Annotated in this window: 21 protein-coding genes; 6 read left to right on the forward strand and 15 right to left on the reverse strand. The window is 56.9% G+C overall.

Going from position 1 to position 19,913, the window contains the following annotated elements; genetic code table 11:
- Positions 1–111 precede the first annotated feature (111 nt).
- Positions 112–1,008 carry a LysR family transcriptional regulator gene (locus tag LRM19_RS01510; protein WP_271367039.1) on the reverse strand — a complete coding sequence of 299 codons (897 nt, stop codon included), beginning with the start codon at positions 1,006–1,008 and terminating at the stop codon, positions 112–114.
- 129 nt (positions 1,009–1,137) lie between these two features.
- On the opposite strand from LRM19_RS01510, the gene LRM19_RS01515 reads away from it, so the two are divergent.
- Complete coding sequence (locus LRM19_RS01515) at positions 1,138–1,710, forward strand: flavin reductase family protein (protein ID WP_271367041.1); 573 nt, start codon at positions 1,138–1,140, stop codon at positions 1,708–1,710.
- A 183-nt stretch (positions 1,711–1,893) separates the two neighbouring features.
- Here LRM19_RS01515 and LRM19_RS01520 read toward each other — a convergent pair whose 3' ends face one another.
- The 9 genes from LRM19_RS01520 to LRM19_RS01560 form a co-directional block, all read right to left on the reverse strand.
- The gene (locus LRM19_RS01520) at positions 1,894–2,349 is read right to left on the reverse strand and encodes a hypothetical protein (RefSeq protein WP_127729902.1); all 456 of its coding nucleotides are present in this window, start codon (positions 2,347–2,349) and stop codon (positions 1,894–1,896) included.
- 231 nt (positions 2,350–2,580) lie between these two features.
- On the reverse strand, positions 2,581–3,612 hold the full coding sequence (locus LRM19_RS01525; protein WP_271367042.1) for a C45 family autoproteolytic acyltransferase/hydolase: 1,032 nt from the start codon (positions 3,610–3,612) through the stop codon (positions 2,581–2,583).
- Positions 3,613–3,633: 21 nt separating this feature from the next.
- Positions 3,634–4,356, reverse strand: a complete 723-nt coding sequence (gene glnQ / locus LRM19_RS01530) for a glutamine ABC transporter ATP-binding protein GlnQ (RefSeq protein WP_111964479.1) — start codon at positions 4,354–4,356, stop codon at positions 3,634–3,636.
- 2 nt (positions 4,357–4,358) lie between these two features.
- Positions 4,359–5,015 carry a glutamine ABC transporter permease GlnP gene (gene glnP, locus LRM19_RS01535; protein ID WP_024906945.1) on the reverse strand — a complete coding sequence of 219 codons (657 nt, stop codon included), beginning with the start codon at positions 5,013–5,015 and terminating at the stop codon, positions 4,359–4,361.
- A gap of 50 nt (positions 5,016–5,065) precedes the next feature.
- Positions 5,066–5,818: a glutamine ABC transporter substrate-binding protein GlnH gene (glnH, locus tag LRM19_RS01540; RefSeq protein WP_271367045.1), complete on the reverse strand. Its 753-nt coding sequence runs from the start codon at positions 5,816–5,818 to the stop codon at positions 5,066–5,068.
- Positions 5,819–5,943: 125 nt separating this feature from the next.
- On the reverse strand, positions 5,944–6,498 hold the full coding sequence (locus LRM19_RS01545; protein WP_271367047.1) for a carboxymuconolactone decarboxylase family protein: 555 nt from the start codon (positions 6,496–6,498) through the stop codon (positions 5,944–5,946).
- Positions 6,495–7,823, reverse strand: a complete 1,329-nt coding sequence (locus LRM19_RS01550; RefSeq protein WP_271367048.1) for an aspartate aminotransferase family protein — start codon at positions 7,821–7,823, stop codon at positions 6,495–6,497. Before LRM19_RS01550 ends, LRM19_RS01545 begins: the two co-directional genes overlap by 4 nt.
- A gap of 127 nt (positions 7,824–7,950) precedes the next feature.
- A complete protein-coding gene (locus LRM19_RS01555) occupies positions 7,951–8,808 on the reverse strand; it encodes a MurR/RpiR family transcriptional regulator (protein WP_271367050.1) in 858 nt (285 codons plus the stop codon).
- A gap of 228 nt (positions 8,809–9,036) precedes the next feature.
- On the reverse strand, positions 9,037–9,918 hold the full coding sequence (locus tag LRM19_RS01560; RefSeq protein ID WP_115874437.1) for a LysR family transcriptional regulator: 882 nt from the start codon (positions 9,916–9,918) through the stop codon (positions 9,037–9,039).
- A gap of 105 nt (positions 9,919–10,023) precedes the next feature.
- On the opposite strand from LRM19_RS01560, the gene budA reads away from it, so the two are divergent.
- The 4 genes from budA to LRM19_RS01580 all read left to right on the forward strand — a co-directional run bounded on the left by budA (position 10,024) and on the right by LRM19_RS01580 (position 13,892).
- Entirely contained in the window at positions 10,024–10,803 is a 780-nt protein-coding gene (budA, locus tag LRM19_RS01565; protein ID WP_115874438.1) for an acetolactate decarboxylase, read from the forward strand.
- Positions 10,804–10,816: 13 nt separating this feature from the next.
- On the forward strand, positions 10,817–12,496 hold the full coding sequence (gene alsS / locus LRM19_RS01570; protein WP_115874439.1) for an acetolactate synthase AlsS: 1,680 nt from the start codon (positions 10,817–10,819) through the stop codon (positions 12,494–12,496).
- A 20-nt stretch (positions 12,497–12,516) separates the two neighbouring features.
- Positions 12,517–13,287: a (S)-acetoin forming diacetyl reductase gene (locus LRM19_RS01575; protein WP_023618768.1), complete on the forward strand. Its 771-nt coding sequence runs from the start codon at positions 12,517–12,519 to the stop codon at positions 13,285–13,287.
- Positions 13,288–13,418: 131 nt separating this feature from the next.
- Entirely contained in the window at positions 13,419–13,892 is a 474-nt protein-coding gene (locus tag LRM19_RS01580) for a cold-shock protein (protein ID WP_111964451.1), read from the forward strand.
- 60 nt (positions 13,893–13,952) lie between these two features.
- Here LRM19_RS01580 and LRM19_RS01585 read toward each other — a convergent pair whose 3' ends face one another.
- The 5 genes from LRM19_RS01585 to LRM19_RS01605 form a co-directional block, all read right to left on the reverse strand.
- A complete protein-coding gene (locus tag LRM19_RS01585; RefSeq protein WP_115874440.1) occupies positions 13,953–14,657 on the reverse strand; it encodes an ABC transporter ATP-binding protein in 705 nt (234 codons plus the stop codon).
- Entirely contained in the window at positions 14,644–15,480 is an 837-nt protein-coding gene (locus LRM19_RS01590) for an ABC transporter ATP-binding protein (protein ID WP_271367053.1), read from the reverse strand. Before LRM19_RS01590 ends, LRM19_RS01585 begins: the two co-directional genes overlap by 14 nt.
- A complete protein-coding gene (locus LRM19_RS01595; protein ID WP_271367054.1) occupies positions 15,473–16,306 on the reverse strand; it encodes an ABC transporter permease in 834 nt (277 codons plus the stop codon). The genes LRM19_RS01590 and LRM19_RS01595 overlap by 8 nt, the downstream gene beginning before the upstream one ends.
- On the reverse strand, positions 16,306–17,319 hold the full coding sequence (locus LRM19_RS01600) for an ABC transporter permease (RefSeq protein ID WP_127729927.1): 1,014 nt from the start codon (positions 17,317–17,319) through the stop codon (positions 16,306–16,308). The genes LRM19_RS01595 and LRM19_RS01600 overlap by 1 nt, the downstream gene beginning before the upstream one ends.
- A gap of 97 nt (positions 17,320–17,416) precedes the next feature.
- Entirely contained in the window at positions 17,417–18,985 is a 1,569-nt protein-coding gene (locus LRM19_RS01605; protein ID WP_271367055.1) for an ABC transporter substrate-binding protein, read from the reverse strand.
- Between the two features lie 201 nt (positions 18,986–19,186).
- On the opposite strand from LRM19_RS01605, the gene LRM19_RS01610 reads away from it, so the two are divergent.
- The gene (locus tag LRM19_RS01610; RefSeq protein WP_249575737.1) at positions 19,187–19,885 is read left to right on the forward strand and encodes a GNAT family N-acetyltransferase; all 699 of its coding nucleotides are present in this window, start codon (positions 19,187–19,189) and stop codon (positions 19,883–19,885) included.
- Positions 19,886–19,913: the final 28 nt, after the last annotated feature.

Raw genomic sequence — 19,913 nt, forward strand, 5'->3', positions numbered from 1 at the left:
ATTGGATGAGAAGGATTTCTGTGGGTGAAGGTTTTGCATACAGGAGTATATGGAAGTGTGTGAAAGATGCGTCCGCTTTGTGCCAGCAGCGGACGTTGCGCGGTATGTTAGTTATGATACGAAATGTTTGCGTAAGATTTTTTCTAATAGTGAAAAAATTACTGTGACCCTTTTTGGAGTAACCGTCTGATAAGGCCGATATAAATAAAATTGCCATTTCTCCTGTCGCAGTTCTGGCAGGGGTTTTATGAGTTGACCATTTGCTAAGTACTCTCTACAGATAAAATCGCTGGACTGTACAACCGTTTTGCCAGCCAAAGCGGCCTGAATTTCTGCGTATGGGTCCGTAGTATAAAATTCAATATGACGAGGGACAAAGGTATTCACTGCGTCACTCATAAATTCAAAGATTTTTCCCGTTTCAGGATTAAGTAAACCACTGAATGGATAACGTTGCCGAAGATCTTCTAAATCCGTTGGAGCTCCCAGGCGCGCAACGAGTTCTGGGGATGCTACTAAAATATGTTCCACCTGCGTGATATTTTTAATGATAAAGTTTGGATTAGGTTCTCGCCCGACGCGTATACCTATATCGATACGATGCTCGATAGTATCAAGTTTCATCATATCTAAACGCCAGTCGATAAATAATTCAGGATATGGGCGTAGCGCAGTCAATAGTTCATATAATACTTGTTCATGCTTTGGAAATCGAAGCGACGTGATACGGACAATGCCCTTCATTTCATTATCATCTTTCGCCGTCTGAAATAGTTTTTCCGAATCCTCAAGCAGTCGCCTGGCTTGAGGTAAAAAAAGCTCACCGAAGCTTGTGAGAAAGATCGAGCGAGTATTGCGTCTGAAAAGGGGTTCATCAAGCTGTTTCTCCAGCTCAGCGATTGTTCGTGTTACAACCGATGGTGAAACCGAAAGCTTTATAGAGGCTTCGCGGAAGTTGAGGGTCTCAGCTGCGATGATAAAAAACTTTAGAGCATCAAGTTTGTTCATGATTGTTGTGAAAGTTGCAATAATGTTTTTTGATATTAGCAATTAATTTGCAATTATTCCAATCGTATAATCAAACCATCAAACAAGTAATCTATCGTATCCTTTTATCAGAACTTTGAAGAGTAATTTATGGCAATACAACCAGTAGAATTAAACAAAGCCTATCGTTTATTGCAGCTCGGGCCAACGACGATGATATCGGCTAAAAATAATGGTATTGAAAATGTCATGGCAGCTGCCTGGGTGGGATTAGTAGGCAATAACAAAGTGATGGCTTTTATAGGTCCACAGGCATTTACACGCGGCCTTGTCGAAAAAAGTGGATATTACATTGTCCAGGTCCCAGTAGTAAATCAGATGGAAATGGTTTTATATGCAGGCGGTCACAGTTATTCTGACACACCCGAAAAAAACAATAAAATCCCACTTTTTTATCAGAAAGAGTTTGATCTGCCTTTAGTTGTAGGTTGCGCTGGCTGGCTAGTCTGTAAGGTTATACCCAATGAAGAAAATGAAAAGCAGCACAACTTGTTCATGGGGGAAATTGTCGGAGCATGGAGTGATGACCGCGTTTTCAGGAATGGGCACTGGATTTTTGATGATGCGCCTGATGAACTACGTACTGTCCATTACGTAGCTGGCGGACAGTTTTACGCCATTGGCAAAGGTACAAAATTTAATTATGGTCCGGGAAAAGACTAATCCTTACTTCTGTATAAATGTAGCCATAGAAAATGGCTACATAGAGGTAAGAACACCAAAATCAACCCATTAAAGATGTCCGCTCTTCGCTCTTAACAGACAATCAATAAATAACATTGTATTTTGTATGAGGCCGAAATTCTGCTTCTTACCCAGCAGAATTCCAGCCTTCCATCACCCGCCTCAGTGTGCCGTGATATACGGCTCCTTCACAAACTCCGCCAGCAGCCAGACCATATCATGCAGCAGCCCGGTCAGTTCTTTCGCCACGCTCATGGGCAGCGTTCCGCCCATCACCGCCAGCGTTAACGCTACGGCATAATCCACCTGCAACGTCGTTTCCTGCCAGCAGTCCGGCACGCAGGAGGTAATCTTTTCCCCCGCAACCAACTGTTCAACCAGATACGGCGGAAGTTCCGAGTCACAGCACTCGCGCAGCCGTTTCAGCGCAGCCAGTAATCGCGTACAGAGCATGGCAAACGTCACCGCGTCGTCAGTTTCCACCAGTACGCTTACGTAAGCGGCGCAGGCATCGGCCAGTTCGAAGAGATCCGCGGAATCGGAAATTGGGTGGTTGATGAGATGATGAACAGCGCTTTCCTCAGAAAGCGCGTAGGAAAATTCAGGGGTAGTCGCCATTTAGCATCCTCTTTGTCCAAAAATGTCATGTCATGCTAACGGGTTCCTACGCCCGGTTACGGATGTGCCGCAACGCAGGCACTTTACGGCGGTGAAAAAATGAAGGAAAGGGGGTGCCCCTGAATTACATAAGGTTGCTTGCAGGTTTGCGAGGCGGCTTCCAGAACGGCATTGCCGGGTGGCGGCTACGCCTGACCCGGCCTACAAAAATCACAGCCCTGTAGGCCCGCGCTAGCGCAGCGCCGCCGGGCCTTCCTGCTGTAAAATGGGTTTTTGCCGATCGTGTGTGAATATCTGCCATTTTATCTGCGACGTACTCAGGGTAAAAATGGCCGTGGCCAGCGTGTTCTCTTCATCCGGGTCGTGTGGCGAGAGACGATAAATCGGGAGCGCGGGATCATGCTGGTCTGAAAGAATTCCCAGAGCCGCTGTACCATCAAGGTGAGATTGCGTATCCAGCCAGGCGTTTAGCCGCTGCTGGCGTGACCGGGAGCTGTCAGTGATTACCTGCTCAACCGCATCAAGCTGAGGGTGGATAAGGTGATTAGCATGGGCGAAAACATCCCGCAGCGGCGTGACGGAACAGCCTGTTCCCGTCGCCTCCACGCTGAACAGCCGGTTGTCTCCCATTTGTCCCAGCGTATGATGAAAGGCTCCGGCGCGTGGTGATGAGGTCAGTATAGTGATAGCTTCATCCAGGCTGGCGGCATTCAGCGCAGCGCGGGCAAGTATCTGGCGCGGCATGCCGTCCGGACGGTGCAAAGCGCGTATGTTATTCACCGTATTCACTACGCCCTTTTCGTTTACGGCGAAGGTATGTCCGCAAATCGATCCCGGATAAGCAAAACTGGTGAACGCCAGGCCGTCATCCGGGGTGATGCTGACGATGGCGCAGTCATTGCGAAGCTGCGGGAAACCGTCTTCATTATGCGCGATAATCAGCTCTCCCACAGCGGTGCTTCCCGCTACCGTGGTGCAGCCATCAGAGGTTGAGCGCACCAGATCGCCGCGGCAGTTCCAGGCAAACACCTCATCAAACGGTGCATCCAGGCCCTCGGCCAATCCCTCCAGCTCCTGCCAGATTAGTGGATACGCAGACTGCACCCGCGAGCGCATGCTCCGGGTCTGTTCTGCGTCTTTCATGGCGGTAACGGTTTGCCACAGCGCCGTTTGCGTCAGTTTTGCATGCCAGGCCTCGCGTCCGAACGCGCCAAGCGCCTGACCTACTGCAAAAGCGGAACCACGAATGTCGATTTTTTTCATAGGGTTATCATTCACTTCTGTTCAGGATACGTGTTGCAAAAATTCTTTCAGGCGTGGATTGCGACTGCTATTCAGCAGCATATCAGGTGGACCATCTTCGGCAATGGTACCGCCATCAATAAAGATGAGCCGCGATGCCACATCGCGGGCGAAGCCGATTTCATGGGTCACAATCACCATGGTCATGCCTTCTTCGGCCAGCGAGCGCATGACTTTCAGCACCTCATGCCGTAATTCGGGGTCCAGGGCTGAGGTCGGCTCATCGAACAGCATCATTTTCGGCTTCACCGCCAGGGCTCTGGCGATGGCCACGCGTTGCTGCTGACCGCCAGATAGCTCTGATGGGTAGTGACTGGCGCGTTCGCGTAAGCCAACGCGGTCCAGCAGCGCCAGCGCCTGTTCCCGCGCGGCGGCTTTGCTCTGTTTGCGTACGCGAACCGGACCAAACATCACATTCTCCAGCGCCGTCAGGTGGGGAAACAGATGGAACTGCTGAAACACCATCCCGGCTTCACGGCGGATATCACATTCGTTAGCGTGAGGATCGGTAATATGCATTCCCGCTACCAGCAGCGTGCCGGAGGAAATTTCCTCCAGCTTGTTAATGCAGCGCAGCAGCGTCGATTTGCCCGAACCGGAAGGTCCGATGATCACCACGACTTCGCCAGCATCAATTTTTAAATTGATGTCGTGCAGCACCCGAGTGGCACCGAAATTTTTCGACACCGCGCTAAATTCAACCATGCTCATAAAATATGGATCCTCTTCTCCAGTTGCTTCAGCAGGAAACTCAGGCACAGCGTCACCAGCAGGTAGATCATTGCCACTGCGGTCCAGACTTCCAGCGCGCGGAAATTACCGGCAATAATTTCTTGCCCCTGACGAGTCAATTCCGCCACACCAATCACAATAAACAGCGAGGTATCTTTAATACTGATAATCCACTGATTACCTAACGCAGGGATCATACGGCGTAATGCCAGCGGCATAATGACATGCCATAGCGTGCTGCGCTGGGATAATCCCATTGCCAGGCTGGCCTCTCTAAAACCTTTATTAATTGAGAGGATCGCTCCTCGGGTGATTTCTGCAATATAAGCACCCGAGTTAATCACAATGGTCGTAATGGCCGCCGTTACCGGGTCGATATGAATCGGTAACACCATGGGGAGTGCGAAGTAAATAAACATCACTTGCACCATAATAGGCGTTCCGCGGATTAACTCGACAAAGACTAAAGATACTGTCTTTGATATTTTTCCTCCGAGCGCCCGGCAGGTTCCCGCCAGCAGGCCAATAACAAAACCACCCAATAAACCTGATAATGAAATAATCAGCGTCAGCTGTAGTCCTTGCAACAGCAGCGGCAGGGACTCCCAAATATATTTACTGTCGAAATTCATATGTTACCCGTTAAGATGCAACGAGGTCGGATCGCTCCGACCTGGCGGGATTATTTTGGCTGTTTAGCAAACCACTTCACGTAAATCTTGCTGTACGTCCCGTCCGCACGTAACGCCTGCAGCGCAGCGTTGATCTTCGGCGTCAGGCTGCTGTTCTTCTGCATCGCAAAACCGTAGTGCTGCGGCAGAATGCTGTCAGTCTCGCCGGTCGATTTCACTTTGCCATCGCCCGCCGTTTTTACGTAATAGAGCACGTTGGGGGAATCGTGCACCACGGCATCAAGGTTACCTGCCTGCAAATCAAGATAGGCGTTGTCGATATTCGGGAATTCAACATAGTTCGCCTTATATTTGCTTTTCATAAAGCTGGCCGCCGCCGTTCCCTGCTTTAATCCCACTTTCTTTCCTGCTAAATCGCTGAATTTAGTAATGGTGTTATCGCTGCTTTTCACCGCCATTAATAAATCAGCATCATAATAACCGTCGCTGAAATCGACGACCTGTTTACGCGCGTCGGTTATCGTAATGCCCGCCATGGCGACATCCAGATTGCGTGATTGTAAACCCGGGATCAGTCCCCCAAAATCCATCGGGCGTAATTCGTAGCTGACATCCATTTTTTTAGCTATGGCATCCCACAAATCAATATCAAAGCCGACGTATTTATCGCCTTGTTTAAATTCAAAGGGGACAAAGGCGGTATCCACGCCAACCGTTAATTTATCCTGCGCTTGTGCCACAAAACTGGCGGAGCAAGCGACCAGCGCTAACGTAACTTTTAATTTAGTGAATAATCCAGACATGATAACCCTCGGCGTCAGTGAAGTAGCGTGCATGAATGTCACCCGGCGAAATACATCGGCGGAATGGGAAAATAAAACGTTGATATGCAGGGCGCACTTTCATGCGCCAGATTTAAAGTGAAAGCTTATGCGGGAATAATCTCATCCCGGCTGTCGGGTACCGGCGTCTGTGCGCCGTTCATTACCATTGAGAGAAAACTGTAATAGCCATTGATGCCGATCAGATCCACCACGCCTTTCTCGCCCCAGAGCGCGATAGCGTGCTGCCAGGTGGCATCGCTGACCTTCTGCTGCTCCTGTAACTCCTTGCAAAAGTGATAGACCGCCCATTCATCCGGCTGCAGATCCTCTGGAAGACGCTTTTCATTAATCGCCTGCACCGACGCGGCAGAAATACCCTTCTCGCGCGCTATCGGCGCGTGAATCGCCCACTCAACAGGCTGCGACCAGTGCCGCGCGGTCATCAAAATCGCCAGTTCCGACAGGCGCTGTCCCAGCGCGCTGCGATAACGCAGATATTCCCCCATGCGTTGCGCATGCGCCATGAGCTCTGGACTGCGCAGCAGCGGCTCGAAAGGTGGCAGCAGCGCACCGCGAGGCCCGTTGATCATCTCTTCGGCCAAAGCGCGCTGCTGGTCGTCCCACTCATGCTCCGCCAGCGGCGGTAAACGATTGATCATAATTTGCTGGTCTCTTCGCGAATCACGGTGTTCAGCGTGTCTACCACAAAGTCGAGCTGGCCAGGCGTGACGATAAACGGTGGTGCGATCAGGATATGGTCGCCGTACTGCCCGTCAATGGTTCCACCCATTGGATAGACCATCAGCCCACGTGACATACAGTTTGCTTTGATTGCTGCATGCAGCTTCAGGGCAGGATCGAAGGGGGTTTTGCTGGCTTTATCGCGCACCAGCTCAACGCCCGCAAACAAGCCGCGCCCGCGCGTATCACCGACGTGGGGTAATTCCCCCAGTACTTCACGCAATGCGTTGTGCAGGTAAGCCCCCTGTTGCCTCACCGCTTGCAGCAAATTATCGCGCTCAATCACCTGCTGCACGGCCAGGGCTGCGGAAGCGGCGGTCGCGTGGCAAATGTAGGTGTGCCCGTGCTGGAACAGACCGCTACCGGCCTGCAGCGCTGAGACAACCTTCTCGCTCGCTAATACTGCGCCAATCGGCTGATAGCCGCCCCCCAGCCCCTTCGCGATGGTCACCAAATCCGGCACCACATCATCCTGTTCAAACGCATGCAATGTGCCTGTGCGTCCCATGCCGCACATGACTTCATCCGCGATATAGAGGATGCCGTATTTATCACACAGGTTGCGCACGCCTTTAAGATAGCCCGGGGTGGGCGGCGTGGCGCCGGTGGTAGCCCCCACCACGGTTTCAGCACAGAAACCAATAATGGTGTCGGGACCGGCCTCAATAATGGCGTGCTCCAGCTCGTTGAGCAGGCGCGTGGTGTATTGCTGCTGGGTTTCGTCATCGCGGCGGTCGCGATATTCATTGCAGGCCGAAACGCGGATCACGTCGATCAGCAAGGGGGCAAACTGGCGGCGACGCCATTCGTTGCCTCCTACCGCGAGCGCCCCAAGGGTATTGCCATGATAGCTCTGCTTACGGGCGATAAATTTGGTGCGCGACGGTTGTCCGATCTCAACAAAATACTGGCGCGCCAGCTTAAGCGCGGTTTCAACCGCTTCCGAACCGCCCGAAACGAAATAGGCATAGTTAAGATCGCCAGGTGCGGTGCGCGTCAGATGTTCAGCAAGCTGTTCAACGGTGTCGCTGGTAAAAAAACTGGTGTGGGCATAGGCCAGCCGATCGATCTGGCGATGCATCGCAGCCAGCACGTCCGGATGCGCGTGGCCTAAACAGGAAACGGCGGCGCCACCGCAGGCATCCAGATACTGTTTTCCCTGTGCATCAAAAATGTACGCCCCCTGGGCGCGTACCGCCACGGCGGGCGTGCTGCGTAAACTGCGGTGAATGATATGGGTCATGCGGGTCCTGCTCCTGAATGCGCTGTGCTAATAAAGCGCATCTTGCAGGATCCATTTGTATCGCGTCAATTTCATTTTGATACAAATGTATTCTGTTTTCTTATGCCGAATGCAAATGAATCATTTTTCAGGGTTTCCCGGGCACCACATAGGCACCAGAGTCGATAAGATAGCGTTCAGCATTTTCGATTTTATTCACTGCATCCCGACCATGTCGCGCGACCAGCATCGCCAGTAAACACTCGGCGAGCCCCATGCCGGACACTACGGAAGGGAAAAATGACGGGCTGTCGACAGAGAATAGCAGCGTGCAATCGGCAGCCTGGGCTAATGGCGAGACGGGAGAATCCGTGATGGCGACGATTGTCGCGCCCGCCTGCCGGGCCGCACGCAGGACATCCAGCGACTCACGGGAATAGGGGGCAAAACTGGTGAGTAACAGGCAATCTTGTGCTGTTAATTCACGCGTGAACACTTCGATGTTGCTCGCCAGACCGTCAATGAGCGACGCTTGACGATTAAACAGTCGATAGACATAAAACAGCGACCAGGCGATAGGAAAGCTGGCCCGGAAGCCGCAAATATAGACATTCTGGGCCGCGTCCAGCAGCGATACGGCCTGCTCCATCGCCTGATGGTTTTCGTGCTGTGTAAAAGCCAAATTTGCCTGATGCGCCTGAAACACCTCTTCATACAGCTGCGGCTGAGTGCCTTTGGCGATCAGCTTCTCGGCCTTTGATACATATGTATCATTGCGCAGTCCGAGTTCATCAATGAATGCGTCCTTGAGTTCACCCCAGCCGTTGTAGCCTAATCGTTGCGCCAACCGCAGCAGCGTGGCGGGTTTTACACCGGCTTCACTGGCGAAGGCGCGCATCGATAGCACCACCAGTTGATTGGTATTCTGTAGCGAGAACTCGGCAGCACGCTGTAATTCTGCAGACAACTCACTGAATGTACTGACAATATTTTCCCTTGGATTCATAGCAAATAGTCCCGCTGTTTAAGGTTAGCGCTGCAGTTGTCAAGTGACGTTCGATCTTTGCAGACTGAACGGACTCGCGTTGTCCCGGAAACGGATGATGAAAACACAGCGTAAATAAGTCAACGGGGAGCTGAACAGAGAGCATCAGGCGTGTGAAACCCAACCTGACCACGTCCCCAACCGTAGGCCCGCGCAAGCGCAGCGCCGCCGGGCACAGCCGCGCTGCCGTCACCCCTCGTTCAGCATCGTCAAAAACCGCTTCACCGTCCGCGAGCGTTCAAACCGCCGCCAGCACAGTGCGATATCGGTATAAAGCTCCGGCGAGCTCAGCGCGTGGTAGGTGACATTCGGCGGAGAAATGGCCGCCATGGATTTCGGCACCAGCGCGAACCCGCCGCCGGCGGAAACCATGCTCAGGGAGGAGGAAAGCTGCGACGACTGCAGCGCGTGCTGCACGTCGATTCCGGCCCGCTCGCAGCAGCCGTGAACCCGCTCGTACAGCCCCGGCGCGACCTCCTGCGGGAACAACACTACTGGCGTATCCCGAAGCTGCTCTAACGCCAGCGAACCGCACGCCGCCAGCGGATGGTCGCGATGCAGCGCCACCACCATCGGCTCCCGGTCGAGGATTTTTAACTCGAACGCCTTGCTGCTCTCGCACGGCAGGCGCACGAAGGCGATATCCAGTTCACCCTCCGCCAGCATCGTCGTTAGCGACGACATATTGGCTTCCACCTGGTGAACCTGCACCGCCATATTCTGCACCTGAAACTGGCGAATCAGCGCGAAAATTTTGGGATGAAAAGCGTCGGAGCTGGTGATGCCAATCGACAGGTTTCCGTTCAGCCCGCGCGCGATGCCGCGAGCTTTTTCCAGCGCGGCGTCGCTCAGCGCCAGGATCTTGCAGGCGTCCTCGTAGAAGGCTTCTCCCGCCTCGGTCAGCTCTACGCCCCGCGTCAGGCGCCTGAACAGCGGCGTGCCGACTTCCTCTTCAAGCCGTTTGATCTGCTGACTCAGAGGAGGCTGTGAAATACCCAGCGCTTCGGCCGCCCTGGTGAAGTGTCGCTCGCGTGCAACCGCGACAAAATACCGCAGATAACGAAGTTCCATATCTAAAACGTCTCAAACCAGCATGGTTTCTATATTGGAACTCTCTGCTGAATCGGGTCAACATTTATTTAACCTTTCTAAATAAAGTTGAAGAGGACGAGCACGATGATGCATTCATCTGCCTGCGACTGTGAGGCCAGCTTGTGCGAGACCCTGCGCGGGTTTTCCGCCCAGCATCCTGACAGCGTGATCTACCAGACATCGCTAATGAGCGCCCTGCTAAGCGGCGTGTACGAAGGGGAGACCACCATCGCCGATCTGCTGGCGCACGGTGATTTTGGCCTGGGCACCTTCAACGAGCTGGACGGCGAAATGATTGCCTTCAGCAGCAAGGTATACCAGCTGCGCGCCGACGGCAGCGCCCGGGCCGCGAAGCCGGAGCAGAAAACGCCGTTCGCGGTGATGACCTGGTTCCAGCCGCAGTATCGTATCACCTTCAATGCGCCGGTCAGCCGTCAGCAGATCCACGACGCGATCGACCAGCAGATCCCCTCCGATAACCTGTTCTGCGCGCTGCGCATTGACGGCAATTTCCGCCACGCCCACACCCGCACCGTACCGCGCCAGAAGCCGCCGTACCGCGCGATGACCGACGTGCTGGACGACCAGCCGGTGTTCCGCTTTAACCAGCGTGAAGGGGTGTTGGTCGGGTTCCGCACGCCACAGCATATGCAGGGCATCAACGTGGCGGGCTACCACGAACATTTCATCACCGACGACCGTCAGGGCGGGGGGCATCTGCTCGACTACCAGCTGGAGAGCGGCGTGCTCACCTTCGGTGAAATTCACAAGCTGATGATCGACCTGCCCGCCGACAGCGCGTTTTTACAGGCCAACCTTCACCCCAGCAATCTGGACGCAGCGATCCGTTCCGTCGAAAACTAACAGGAGAACTATCGTGAACAGTGAGAAACAGTCACGTCAGTGGGCGCACGGCGCCGATTTGGTTGTCGGCCAGCTGGAAGCGCAGGGCGTGAAGCAGGTGTTCGGGATCCCGGGGGCGAAAATCGACAAGGTCTTTGACTCCCTGCTGGATTCCTCCATCGAGATTATTCCGGTGCGTCACGAAGCGAACGCGGCGTTCATGGCGGCGGCGGTAGGGCGTCTGACCGGCAAGGCCGGGGTGGCGTTGGTGACCTCCGGGCCCGGCTGTTCGAACCTGATCACCGGCATTGCCACCGCCAACAGCGAAGGCGACCCGGTCGTGGCGCTGGGCGGGGCGGTGAAGCGGGCAGATAAAGCCAAACTGGTGCACCAGAGCATGGACACCGTCGCCATGTTCAGCCCGGTCACCAAATACGCCGTCGAAGTGAGTGCGCCGGACGCGATTGCTGAGGTGGTTTCCAACGCGTTTCGCGCCGCCGAGCACGGCAGGCCGGGGGGCGCGTTCGTCAGCCTGCCGCAGGATATTGTCGATCAGCCCGCCACGGGGGCGATTTTGCCTGCCAGCGGCCCGGCGCTGATGGGCCCGGCACCGGAATCCGCCATTAACGACGTGGCGAAGCTTATCGAAAAGGCCAAAAACCCGGTCATCCTGCTGGGGCTGATGGCGAGCCAGCCCGCCAACAGCGCCGCGCTGCGCAAGCTGCTGGAAAAAAGCCGTATTCCGGTCACCAGCACCTATCAGGCCGCCGGGGCGGTGAATCAGGAGCACTTCACCCGCTTCGCCGGACGCGTCGGTCTGTTCAATAACCAGGCGGGCGACCGGCTGCTCCATCTGGCGGATCTGATTATTTGCATCGGCTACAGCCCGGTGGAGTACGAGCCGTCCATGTGGAACAGCGGCGACGCCACGCTGGTGCACATTGACGTGCTGCCTGCCTATGAAGAACGTAACTACGTGCCGGATCTGGAGCTGGTGGGGGACATTGCCGAAACGCTGAACCTGCTCGCTAACCGTATCGACCATAAGCTCGAGCTGAGCCAGCGGGCCTCCGAAATTCTGGTCGATCGCCAGCATCAGCGCGATCTGCTCGATCGTCGCGGCGCCTCGCTCAACCAGTTTGCCCTGCACCCGCTGCGCATCGTGCGGGCCATGCAGGACATCGTGAATAACGACGTGACGCTCACCGTGGATATGGGCAGCTTCCACATCTGGATCGCCCGCTACCTCTACAGCTTCCGTGCGCGTCAGGTGATGATCTCCAACGGTCAGCAGACCATGGGCGTCGCGCTGCCGTGGGCGATTGGCGCGTGGCTGGTCAACCCGCGCCGCAAGGTGGTTTCGGTCTCCGGCGACGGCGGCTTCCTGCAGTCAAGCATGGAGCTGGAAACCGCGGTGCGCCTCAACGCTAACGTGCTGCACATCATCTGGGTGGATAACGGCTACAACATGGTTGCCATTCAGGAAGAGAAAAAATACCAGCGTCTTTCCGGCGTCGAGTTCGGCCCGGTCGATTTCAAAGTCTATGCCGACGCCTTTGGCGCGAAAGGCTTTGCCGTGGAGAGCGCCGACGCGCTCGAACCCACGCTGCGTGCGGCGATGGATGTGGATGGCCCGGCCGTGGTGGCCATTCCCGTCGACTACAGCGATAACCCGCTGCTGATGGGCCAGCTCCATCTCAGCCAGATTTTGTGACTCAACATAAGGACAGAGAAATGCAAAAAGTTGCTCTCGTAACAGGCTCAGGCCAGGGGATTGGTAAAGCGATTGCGCTTCGTCTGGTGAAGGATGGCTTTGCCGTCGCCATCGCCGACTATAACGCGGAGACGGCCAGAGCCGTGGCCGATGAAATCATCCGTAACGGCGGTAACGCCGTTGCCGTGAAGGTGGACGTCTCTGACCGCGAACAGGTATTTGCGGCGGTGGAGAAAGCCCGCACCGCGCTGGGCGGTTTCCACGTGATCGTCAACAACGCCGGGATCGCGCCGTCTACGCCAATCGAATCCATCACGCCGGAGATTGTCGACAAGGTCTACAACATCAACGTGAAAGGGGTGATCTGGGGCATTCAGGCGGCGATTGACGCGTTCCGCAAAGAGGGGCACGGCGGCAAAATCATCAACGCCTGCTCCCAGGCGGGCCACACCGGTAACCCGGAGCTGGCCGTCTACAGTTCCAGTAAATTCGCGGTGCGCGGCCTAACCCAGACCGCCGCGCGGGATCTTGCTCCGCTGGGGATCACCGTTAACGCCTACTGCCCGGGCATCGTGAAAACGCCGATGTGGGCGGAGATCGACCGTCAGGTCTCCGAGGCGGCGGGTAAACCGCTCGGCTACGGAACCGAGACTTTTGCCAAACGCATTACGCTTGGCCGCCTTTCCGAACCGGAAGATGTCGCCGCCTGCGTTTCATACCTGGCAGGACCGGATTCCGACTACATGACCGGCCAGTCTCTGCTCATCGATGGTGGGATGGTGTTCAACTAAATTCTAATAAGCTCTGACATGAGTTTTCCCCTGCACCCGTGCAGGGGCTTTTTTTTGTCTCCTCCGTCATTGTGCATTACACTGCGCGCTGCAAAACTTTAGTCATTACGATCTGACAGGCGGTAACAGCGATGAACGGTACAATCACAACGTGGTTTAAAGATAAAGGCTTTGGATTTATCAAAGATGAAAACGGCGACAACCGCTATTTTCATGTGATTAAGGTCGCGAACCCCGATCTGATTAAGAAAGATGCCGCGGTGACCTTTGAGCCAACGACCAACAACAAAGGCCTTTCCGCCTACGCGGTGAAGGTGATCCCCGAAAGCAAACATCTCTATATCGCAGGCGAGCGCGTGAAGCTCAGCTCGATCAAGTCCTTCGTGGTGTTCAGCGAAGAAGAGCCTGCCGATACCAAAATCGACAAAGAGAATGCGGTGCTGTCGGTGGGGCTGCTGATGAACAGCATCAAGCCGAAATCTGATAAAAAGCCGGGCGAAATGCGCACGGTGAAGAAGCTGGCGATCACCACCTTCCAGAACACGACGCTGATCTTCACCGAAGATGAGATCGACATTGATGCCACGGTGAAGCTGCTGAAGTAATTGTAGGCCGGGTGGCGGCGATGCCTTACCCGGCCTGGAAAACCCGCGCCGCCGCACGGTTTACCCCATCCTGTGCTCGCCTCTTAACATAGCCTCACGGTCAAATACCTTCTGGATCGCCCCGTGCGCCATAAACGCCGCCCGGTCAGACATATGGGCAATCACGTCCGCGTCGTGGCTCACCAGCAGATAGGTCATCTCGTGCTCGGCCTTAAGACGGTTGAGCAGGTTCAGGATCTCTGCCTGCACCGACATATCCAGCGCCGAGGTCGGCTCGTCCAGCAGCAGAAGCTGCGGGCGCAGCAGCAGCGCGCGGGCAATAGCCACGCGCTGGCGCTGGCCGCCGGAAAGCTGGTGCGGGTAGCGCCTGCCCGCGTCGGCGGAAAGCCCCACCTGCTGCAGCGCATCCGCCACCTTTTCGGCAATCTGCGTTTCGCCGTGGATTTTTAACGGCTCCGACAGAGTGCGCGCAATGGTGTGGTTCGGGTGCAGCGACGCCCACGGATCCTGAAATACCATCTGCACGTTGCGGCGAAGCTCGCCTTCAAAACGTCGTCCTGGCGTTAACGCTTCTCCCAGTAGCGCAATACTGCCGCGCCACTCGCGCTGCAGCCCAGCCAGCACGCGCAGAAGGGTCGATTTGCCGCAGCCGGATTCACCGATCAGGCTGAACGTCTCGCCTCTCTCAATGCTAAAGCTGGCGGCCGAAACCGCCGTTTTTTCCCCGAAGGTGACCTGCACCTGGTTAACCTCAACGAGCGCCATCGTTGGCCTCCTTCCACGGCTGCGAACGATCGAGCGTCGGCAGCATCTGCCCATAGGTATTGGCGTCTGGACGACAGGTCCACAGGGTTCGCGTGTACGGATGCGTCGCCTGCGGGAGATGGCTTGCCGCCATCTCATCGACCTTTTCGCCCTGATACATCACCAGCACGCGGTCGCAGTGCTCCGCCACCAGCGGCAGATCGTGGCTGATTAACAGCATCGCCATCTGGCGTTCTTCGCACTGCTGCACCAGCAGCTCGAGGATCTGGTTGCGCAGGCGGGCGTCCAGCGCGGAGGTGGGTTCATCGGCAATCAGCACCTGCGGGTTGTTGAGCAGCGCCATCGCAATCATCACCCGCTGGCCCATGCCCCCGGAGAGTTCCCCGGGGTAGCGCTGGAGGACATGTTCGTTGAGTCCGACGGCGCGGAGGATGTCGTGAATGCGCGCCAGGCGTTCAGCGCGGGGCAGGCGCTGATGCAGGGTCTGCGCCTCATCAAGCTGAGCGACGACGTTTTTCGCCGGATTCAGCGCGTAGCGCGGGTCCTGCAGGACCATCGCAATCCCGTTACCGCGCAGCGCCTGCCAGCGGCGGGCGTTCAGGGTCAGCAGGTCGTTGCCAAGCACGTTAAGCCGGTTGGCGCTCACGATACCGGGTTTTCGCACCAGACCCATCAGCGCGCGGGCGGACATGGACTTGCCGGAGCCGGATTCCCCCACCAGCGCCAGCCGCTCGTTGCCAAGCGTAAAGCTCAGGTTGTTGACCACGCGCGCGGCGGGGTAGTCGATATTCAGCGCATCGACGATGACGCGGGGTTCATTCATGCTGTGGCTCCAGTACGTCGCGCAGGCCATCGCCCAGCAGGTTAAACGCCAGGCTGGCAAACAGGATGGCCCCGCCCGGAATGGCGGCAATCCACCACTGGTCGAAAATCACCTGCATGCCGTCGGCAATCATCGCTCCCCATTCGGCCATGGGCGGACGTGCGCCAAGGCCGAGGAAGCCGAGACCGGCGGCGGCCAGAATAATGCCTGCCAGATCCAGCGCCAGCCGCACAATCGCGGACGGCAAACACAGGGGCAGAATATGCCCGACCAGCAGGCGCAGGCCGCGGATGCCCATCATCTCCGCGGCGGCCAGGTAATCGCTGTGGCGCAGGCGCTGAATTTCACTTCGGGCCTGACGCGCGTAGGCGGGCCAGGTGGTTAAGGCCAGCGCCAGCGCGCCGTTGACCAGCCCCGGGCCAAGCATCGCCACAAACGCGAAGGCGAGGATCAGGCGCGGCATTGACATCACCACGTCGGTAAAACGCATCAGGATGCGCTCCAGCCAGCCGCCGTAGTAGCCGGACAAAATACCCACCAGCAGCCCGGCGGCCAGGGTAATAACGGTGACTAACGCCACCAGCCCGAGCGCCGGACGGGTGCCGTAAATCAGGCGCGAAAGCAGATCGCGACCGTAGCTGTCTGTGCCCAGCCAGTGCTGGCCGTTCGGTGCCTGCAGGCGCGCGGCGGCGTCCTGCCAGTTCGGGTCAACCGGGGCCAGCCACGGCGCGAACAGGGCAATAACCCCCAGCAGCGTGATGGCAACCAGCCCGCAAAATGCGGCAGGGGAGCGGCTTAGCCGGCGTAAGAAGAGATATAACGGCATCAGCGTACCCTGGGATCGGTTGCCCGCACGAGCAGGTCGGTAAGGTTATTGATCAGGACAAAGCAGACGCCAATCAGCAGCGTGCCGCCCATGACCGCGGTGGTGTCTCCGGCGAACAGGGCGGTGGTGAGATAGCGCCCGATCCCCGGCCATGAGAAGACGGTTTCGGTCAATACCGCGCCCTCCAGCATGCTGGTGTAGGCCAGCGCGATCACCGTCAGCAGGGTGCCGCGAATGTTCGGCAGCACGTGTCGCAGCAGGATGGTCACCTCCCCAGCACCTTTTGCGCGGGCAAGCAGGATGTACTCTTTGTTCATCTCGCTCAGGCAGGCCGAGCGCGTCAGGCGGGTAATGCTTGCCAGCGAGTAATAGGCCAGCAGCAGCACCGGCAGCACCAGGTGGCTGAGGGCATTGCGGAACGCCTCGCGATCGCCGGAAAGCCAGGTATCTATCAGCGCAAAGCCTGTGCGCGGCTCGACGGTGAACTGCCAGATATCGTCCAGCCTGCCGGGGCCCGCGCTCCACTGCAGCTTCGCGTAGAACAGGGCCAGCATCAGCAGGCCGAGCCAGAAGATCGGCACCGAGTTGCCGAGCAGGGTGAGGGTTCTGATGGCTAAATCGAGCGGCGAACCGGCGTAGCGAGCACACAGCACTCCGGCAGTCACGCCGAGCACGGCGCCGATGATTAACGCCAGCGTTGCCAGCTCCAGCGTGGCGGGGAATGCGTGCAGCAGATCCTGCAGCACCGGCTGTCCGGTGGCGCTGGCGGTGCCTAAATCCCCGTGGGCAAGGTTTTGCAGGTAATGCCAGAATTGCACGGGCAGGGGCCGATCCAGGCCTAGCTGGTGGCGAACCTGATCGTACGTCGACTGGCTGGCGTGATCGCCGACGATCTGCAGCACGCGATCGACCGGTGAAAACGCCGAGAGCGCAAACGTGACGAGCAGCAGCCCGAAGAGCGTGAGCAGCAGGGTCAGCAGGCCCTGAAGCACGCGGGTGGAAAGATGTGGCATGGGAAATCTCTTCATGCCGGGTGCGGCTTCGCCTTACCCGGCCTACAAAAACCGATAACACAGGCCGGGTCAGCGCAGCGCCACCCGGCAACAAGGGCTACTTCGTGACGCGATCGTACCAGACCATATCCGCGTTCAGCCCCTGCTGATACCCCTCCACGTTATCGCGCACCACGATCTGGGTTTTGCCCTGATCGACGAACACGTACGGCGAGCTCTGCTGAAGCTGTTCCTGCATTTTCTTGTACAGGTCCAGACGCTTCGCCGGATCCGGCTCGGCAACCGCCGCCAGCGTTGCCTTGTTCAGCTCCGGGATTTTCCAGCCGTTCAGACCGGCCACGGTGCTGGATTTACCGTCGTTCCACGCGAAGGCGCTGGCGTTGGAGTGCGCATCGAAGTAGTCCGGGATCCACAGACGAATCGCCGCCTGATGCTGCTTAGCGCGCACGCGGGCATAGACCTGGCTCCCGGCGGCAGGCAGCAGATCCACCTTCACGCCACCCTGCGCAAAGCTCGCCTGCATTGACTGGGCAATGGTGATAAACGGCGGCTTGTTCTCCACGTCCAGCGTGAAGTGCGCGTCCTTAATGCCCGCTTTGGCGAGGATGTCTTTCGCTTTTGCAGGGTCAAACTTAAACGGGTTGTCTTCCAGCGCGCCCGGCAGGCCGACCGGCAGGAAGCTCTGATGAACAAAATACTGGCCTTTCAGCAAGTTCTTCGTGATGCCGTCATAATCGACCAGCCAGCGCGAGGCTTCCCAGAACGCCGGGTTGTTCAGAAGCGGGTTGGCGCTGTTGCCGGTGTTAAACACCAGGTAATTCTGCTCCGCAGACGGGATGCTCAGCACCTTCACGCCCGGCTTGCCGTCCAGGGCGCTTATCTGATCTGCACCGAGATCGCGCGCCACGTCCGCATCACCCTGCTGGATCAGCAGGCGGCGCGAAGCCGGATCGGGGACGTTTTTAATGATGATGCTTTTCAGCTTCGGCGCGCCGCCGGGGGCGGAGTCGTTGGCTTCCAGCACGATGGCCTGATGCGGCTGATAGACGCGCATTTTGAACGCGCCGCTGCCCGCCGAGTGCATTTTTAGCCACGCGTTACCGAAGTCATTATCCTTCACGTTCGCGGCGACCTCTTTTTCATCCACGATAGATGCAATCGGCGTGGAGAGAATATTCAGCGCCACCGACGGGCTCACGTCCGCCGTCCAGTGAAGCTGGAGGGTGTGATCGTCCACCTTTTTCAGCTGGCTGGCGATGTTGCTCGCGTCCCAGCCCAGCACGTTGAGAATAAAGGCCGGGGATTTGTTCAGCGTCACGGCGCGGGTGTAAGAGAAAATTACGTCTTCCGGGCGCAGCGGGTTGCCGGAGGCGAATTTCGCATCGGGCTTGAGCTTGATGGTCAGGGTTTTTGCTGCCGCGTCCGCTTCCCAGCTTTCTGCCAGAATCGGCGTGATTTTTTCCGGGTTATCGCGGTCCGGCTGCACCAGACGCTGGTACAGACTCGGGACGGTCTGGATGCTGGAGAGCTCGTTGGCTTCGGCCGGGTCGAGGCTCACGATGTCATCAAGCCCCTGGGCAACCACCAGCGTGTTGGGCGGAGTAGCGGCGTGGACAGCGCCTGAGAGCGCAGTCAGTACCAGTAACGGCAGCAGTTTTTTCGTCATAGCGATCCCTGAGAAGAATATATTGTGATTGTTTTATGCTCCGCTACGTTAGGTCGAGTGTGACATTCCGCAAAGTCGAAATTCAGCTTTACTTATGCCTTCCGGGAATATCGCATGCGCTCGGGCTATTAAAACACGTTGCTTTTCGCCTGCTTTTTAACCTGCTATAACAAATGCCTTACCTTTCAGGGAGTCACCGCCGTGCCCGAAATCAATCAACATGGTCAAACCGTTAACGATATCGTTCCCGACTGGAAAGGCGCGCGCGTATTAACCCGCACCCCGCTGTTCGGCCAGTATTGTCGCCTGGAGCCGCTGGACGCCGATCGCCACGCGGCCGATCTCTATGAGGCCTACGCGCTGGGCGACGACAGCGACTGGACGTGGCTTGCCAGCACGCAGCCCACGAGCGTGGAAGCCACCGCGCACTGGATCGTGGCGAAAGTCATGGACGATGCGCTGGTGCCGTTTGCCGTCATTGATTTACGCACCGAACGGGCGGTGGGGCTGGTGAGCTATATGGCTAACGAGCGGCTGTTGGGCTCGGTGGAAATTGGTCACGTCACCTGGTCGCGCAAAATGAAAGGATCCCGCATCGGCACCGAAACGGTGTGGCTGCTGCTGAAAAATGCGTTTGAGCACGGCTACCGGCGCCTCGAGTGGAAGTGTGATTCCATGAACGTTGCCTCACGCAGGGCGGCGGAGCGGCTGGGGTTTGTCTGGGAAGGGCGCCTGCGCCAGAAGCTGGTGCGCAAAGGGCGCAACCGCGACAGCGATATGCTTTCTGTTATTGACGGCGAATGGCCACAAAGAGACGCGGAGCTGCGCGCCTGGCTGGCGGCGGAGAATTTTGACCATGAAGGGCGGCAGATAAAGCGGCTTGAGGCGTTTCGGTTATAAGTTTTTTATGTAGGGTACAGCGTAAGCG

Origin of the sequence: Enterobacter sp. PI-10 (genome assembly GCF_027947695.1) — a bacterium.
Taxonomy (GTDB): domain Bacteria; phylum Pseudomonadota; class Gammaproteobacteria; order Enterobacterales; family Enterobacteriaceae; genus Enterobacter; species Enterobacter vonholyi.

What these genes read in the sequence shown, in the direction of transcription:
- LRM19_RS01580 (WP_111964451.1), top strand. Translation starts at nt 13,419, where the DNA reads ATGAACGGTACAATCACAACGTGGTTTAAAGATAAAGGCTTTGGATTT.
- budA (WP_115874438.1), top strand. Translation starts at nt 10,024, where the DNA reads ATGATGCATTCATCTGCCTGCGACTGTGAGGCCAGCTTGTGCGAGACC.
- LRM19_RS01555 (WP_271367050.1), bottom strand. Translation starts at nt 8,808, where the DNA reads ATGAATCCAAGGGAAAATATTGTCAGTACATTCAGTGAGTTGTCTGCA.
- glnP (WP_024906945.1), bottom strand. Translation starts at nt 5,015, where the DNA reads ATGAATTTCGACAGTAAATATATTTGGGAGTCCCTGCCGCTGCTGTTG.
- LRM19_RS01510 (WP_271367039.1), bottom strand. Translation starts at nt 1,008, where the DNA reads ATGAACAAACTTGATGCTCTAAAGTTTTTTATCATCGCAGCTGAGACC.
- LRM19_RS01520 (WP_127729902.1), bottom strand. Translation starts at nt 2,349, where the DNA reads ATGGCGACTACCCCTGAATTTTCCTACGCGCTTTCTGAGGAAAGCGCT.
- LRM19_RS01590 (WP_271367053.1), bottom strand. Translation starts at nt 15,480, where the DNA reads ATGAATGAACCCCGCGTCATCGTCGATGCGCTGAATATCGACTACCCC.
- LRM19_RS01600 (WP_127729927.1), bottom strand. Translation starts at nt 17,319, where the DNA reads ATGCCACATCTTTCCACCCGCGTGCTTCAGGGCCTGCTGACCCTGCTG.
- LRM19_RS01595 (WP_271367054.1), bottom strand. Translation starts at nt 16,306, where the DNA reads ATGCCGTTATATCTCTTCTTACGCCGGCTAAGCCGCTCCCCTGCCGCA.
- glnQ (WP_111964479.1), bottom strand. Translation starts at nt 4,356, where the DNA reads ATGGTTGAATTTAGCGCGGTGTCGAAAAATTTCGGTGCCACTCGGGTG.
- LRM19_RS01605 (WP_271367055.1), bottom strand. Translation starts at nt 18,985, where the DNA reads ATGACGAAAAAACTGCTGCCGTTACTGGTACTGACTGCGCTCTCAGGC.
- LRM19_RS01525 (WP_271367042.1), bottom strand. Translation starts at nt 3,612, where the DNA reads ATGAAAAAAATCGACATTCGTGGTTCCGCTTTTGCAGTAGGTCAGGCG.
- LRM19_RS01545 (WP_271367047.1), bottom strand. Translation starts at nt 6,498, where the DNA reads ATGATCAATCGTTTACCGCCGCTGGCGGAGCATGAGTGGGACGACCAG.
- LRM19_RS01560 (WP_115874437.1), bottom strand. Translation starts at nt 9,918, where the DNA reads ATGGAACTTCGTTATCTGCGGTATTTTGTCGCGGTTGCACGCGAGCGA.
- LRM19_RS01575 (WP_023618768.1), top strand. Translation starts at nt 12,517, where the DNA reads ATGCAAAAAGTTGCTCTCGTAACAGGCTCAGGCCAGGGGATTGGTAAA.
- LRM19_RS01550 (WP_271367048.1), bottom strand. Translation starts at nt 7,823, where the DNA reads ATGACCCATATCATTCACCGCAGTTTACGCAGCACGCCCGCCGTGGCG.
- glnH (WP_271367045.1), bottom strand. Translation starts at nt 5,818, where the DNA reads ATGTCTGGATTATTCACTAAATTAAAAGTTACGTTAGCGCTGGTCGCT.
- LRM19_RS01515 (WP_271367041.1), top strand. Translation starts at nt 1,138, where the DNA reads ATGGCAATACAACCAGTAGAATTAAACAAAGCCTATCGTTTATTGCAG.
- LRM19_RS01585 (WP_115874440.1), bottom strand. Translation starts at nt 14,657, where the DNA reads ATGGCGCTCGTTGAGGTTAACCAGGTGCAGGTCACCTTCGGGGAAAAA.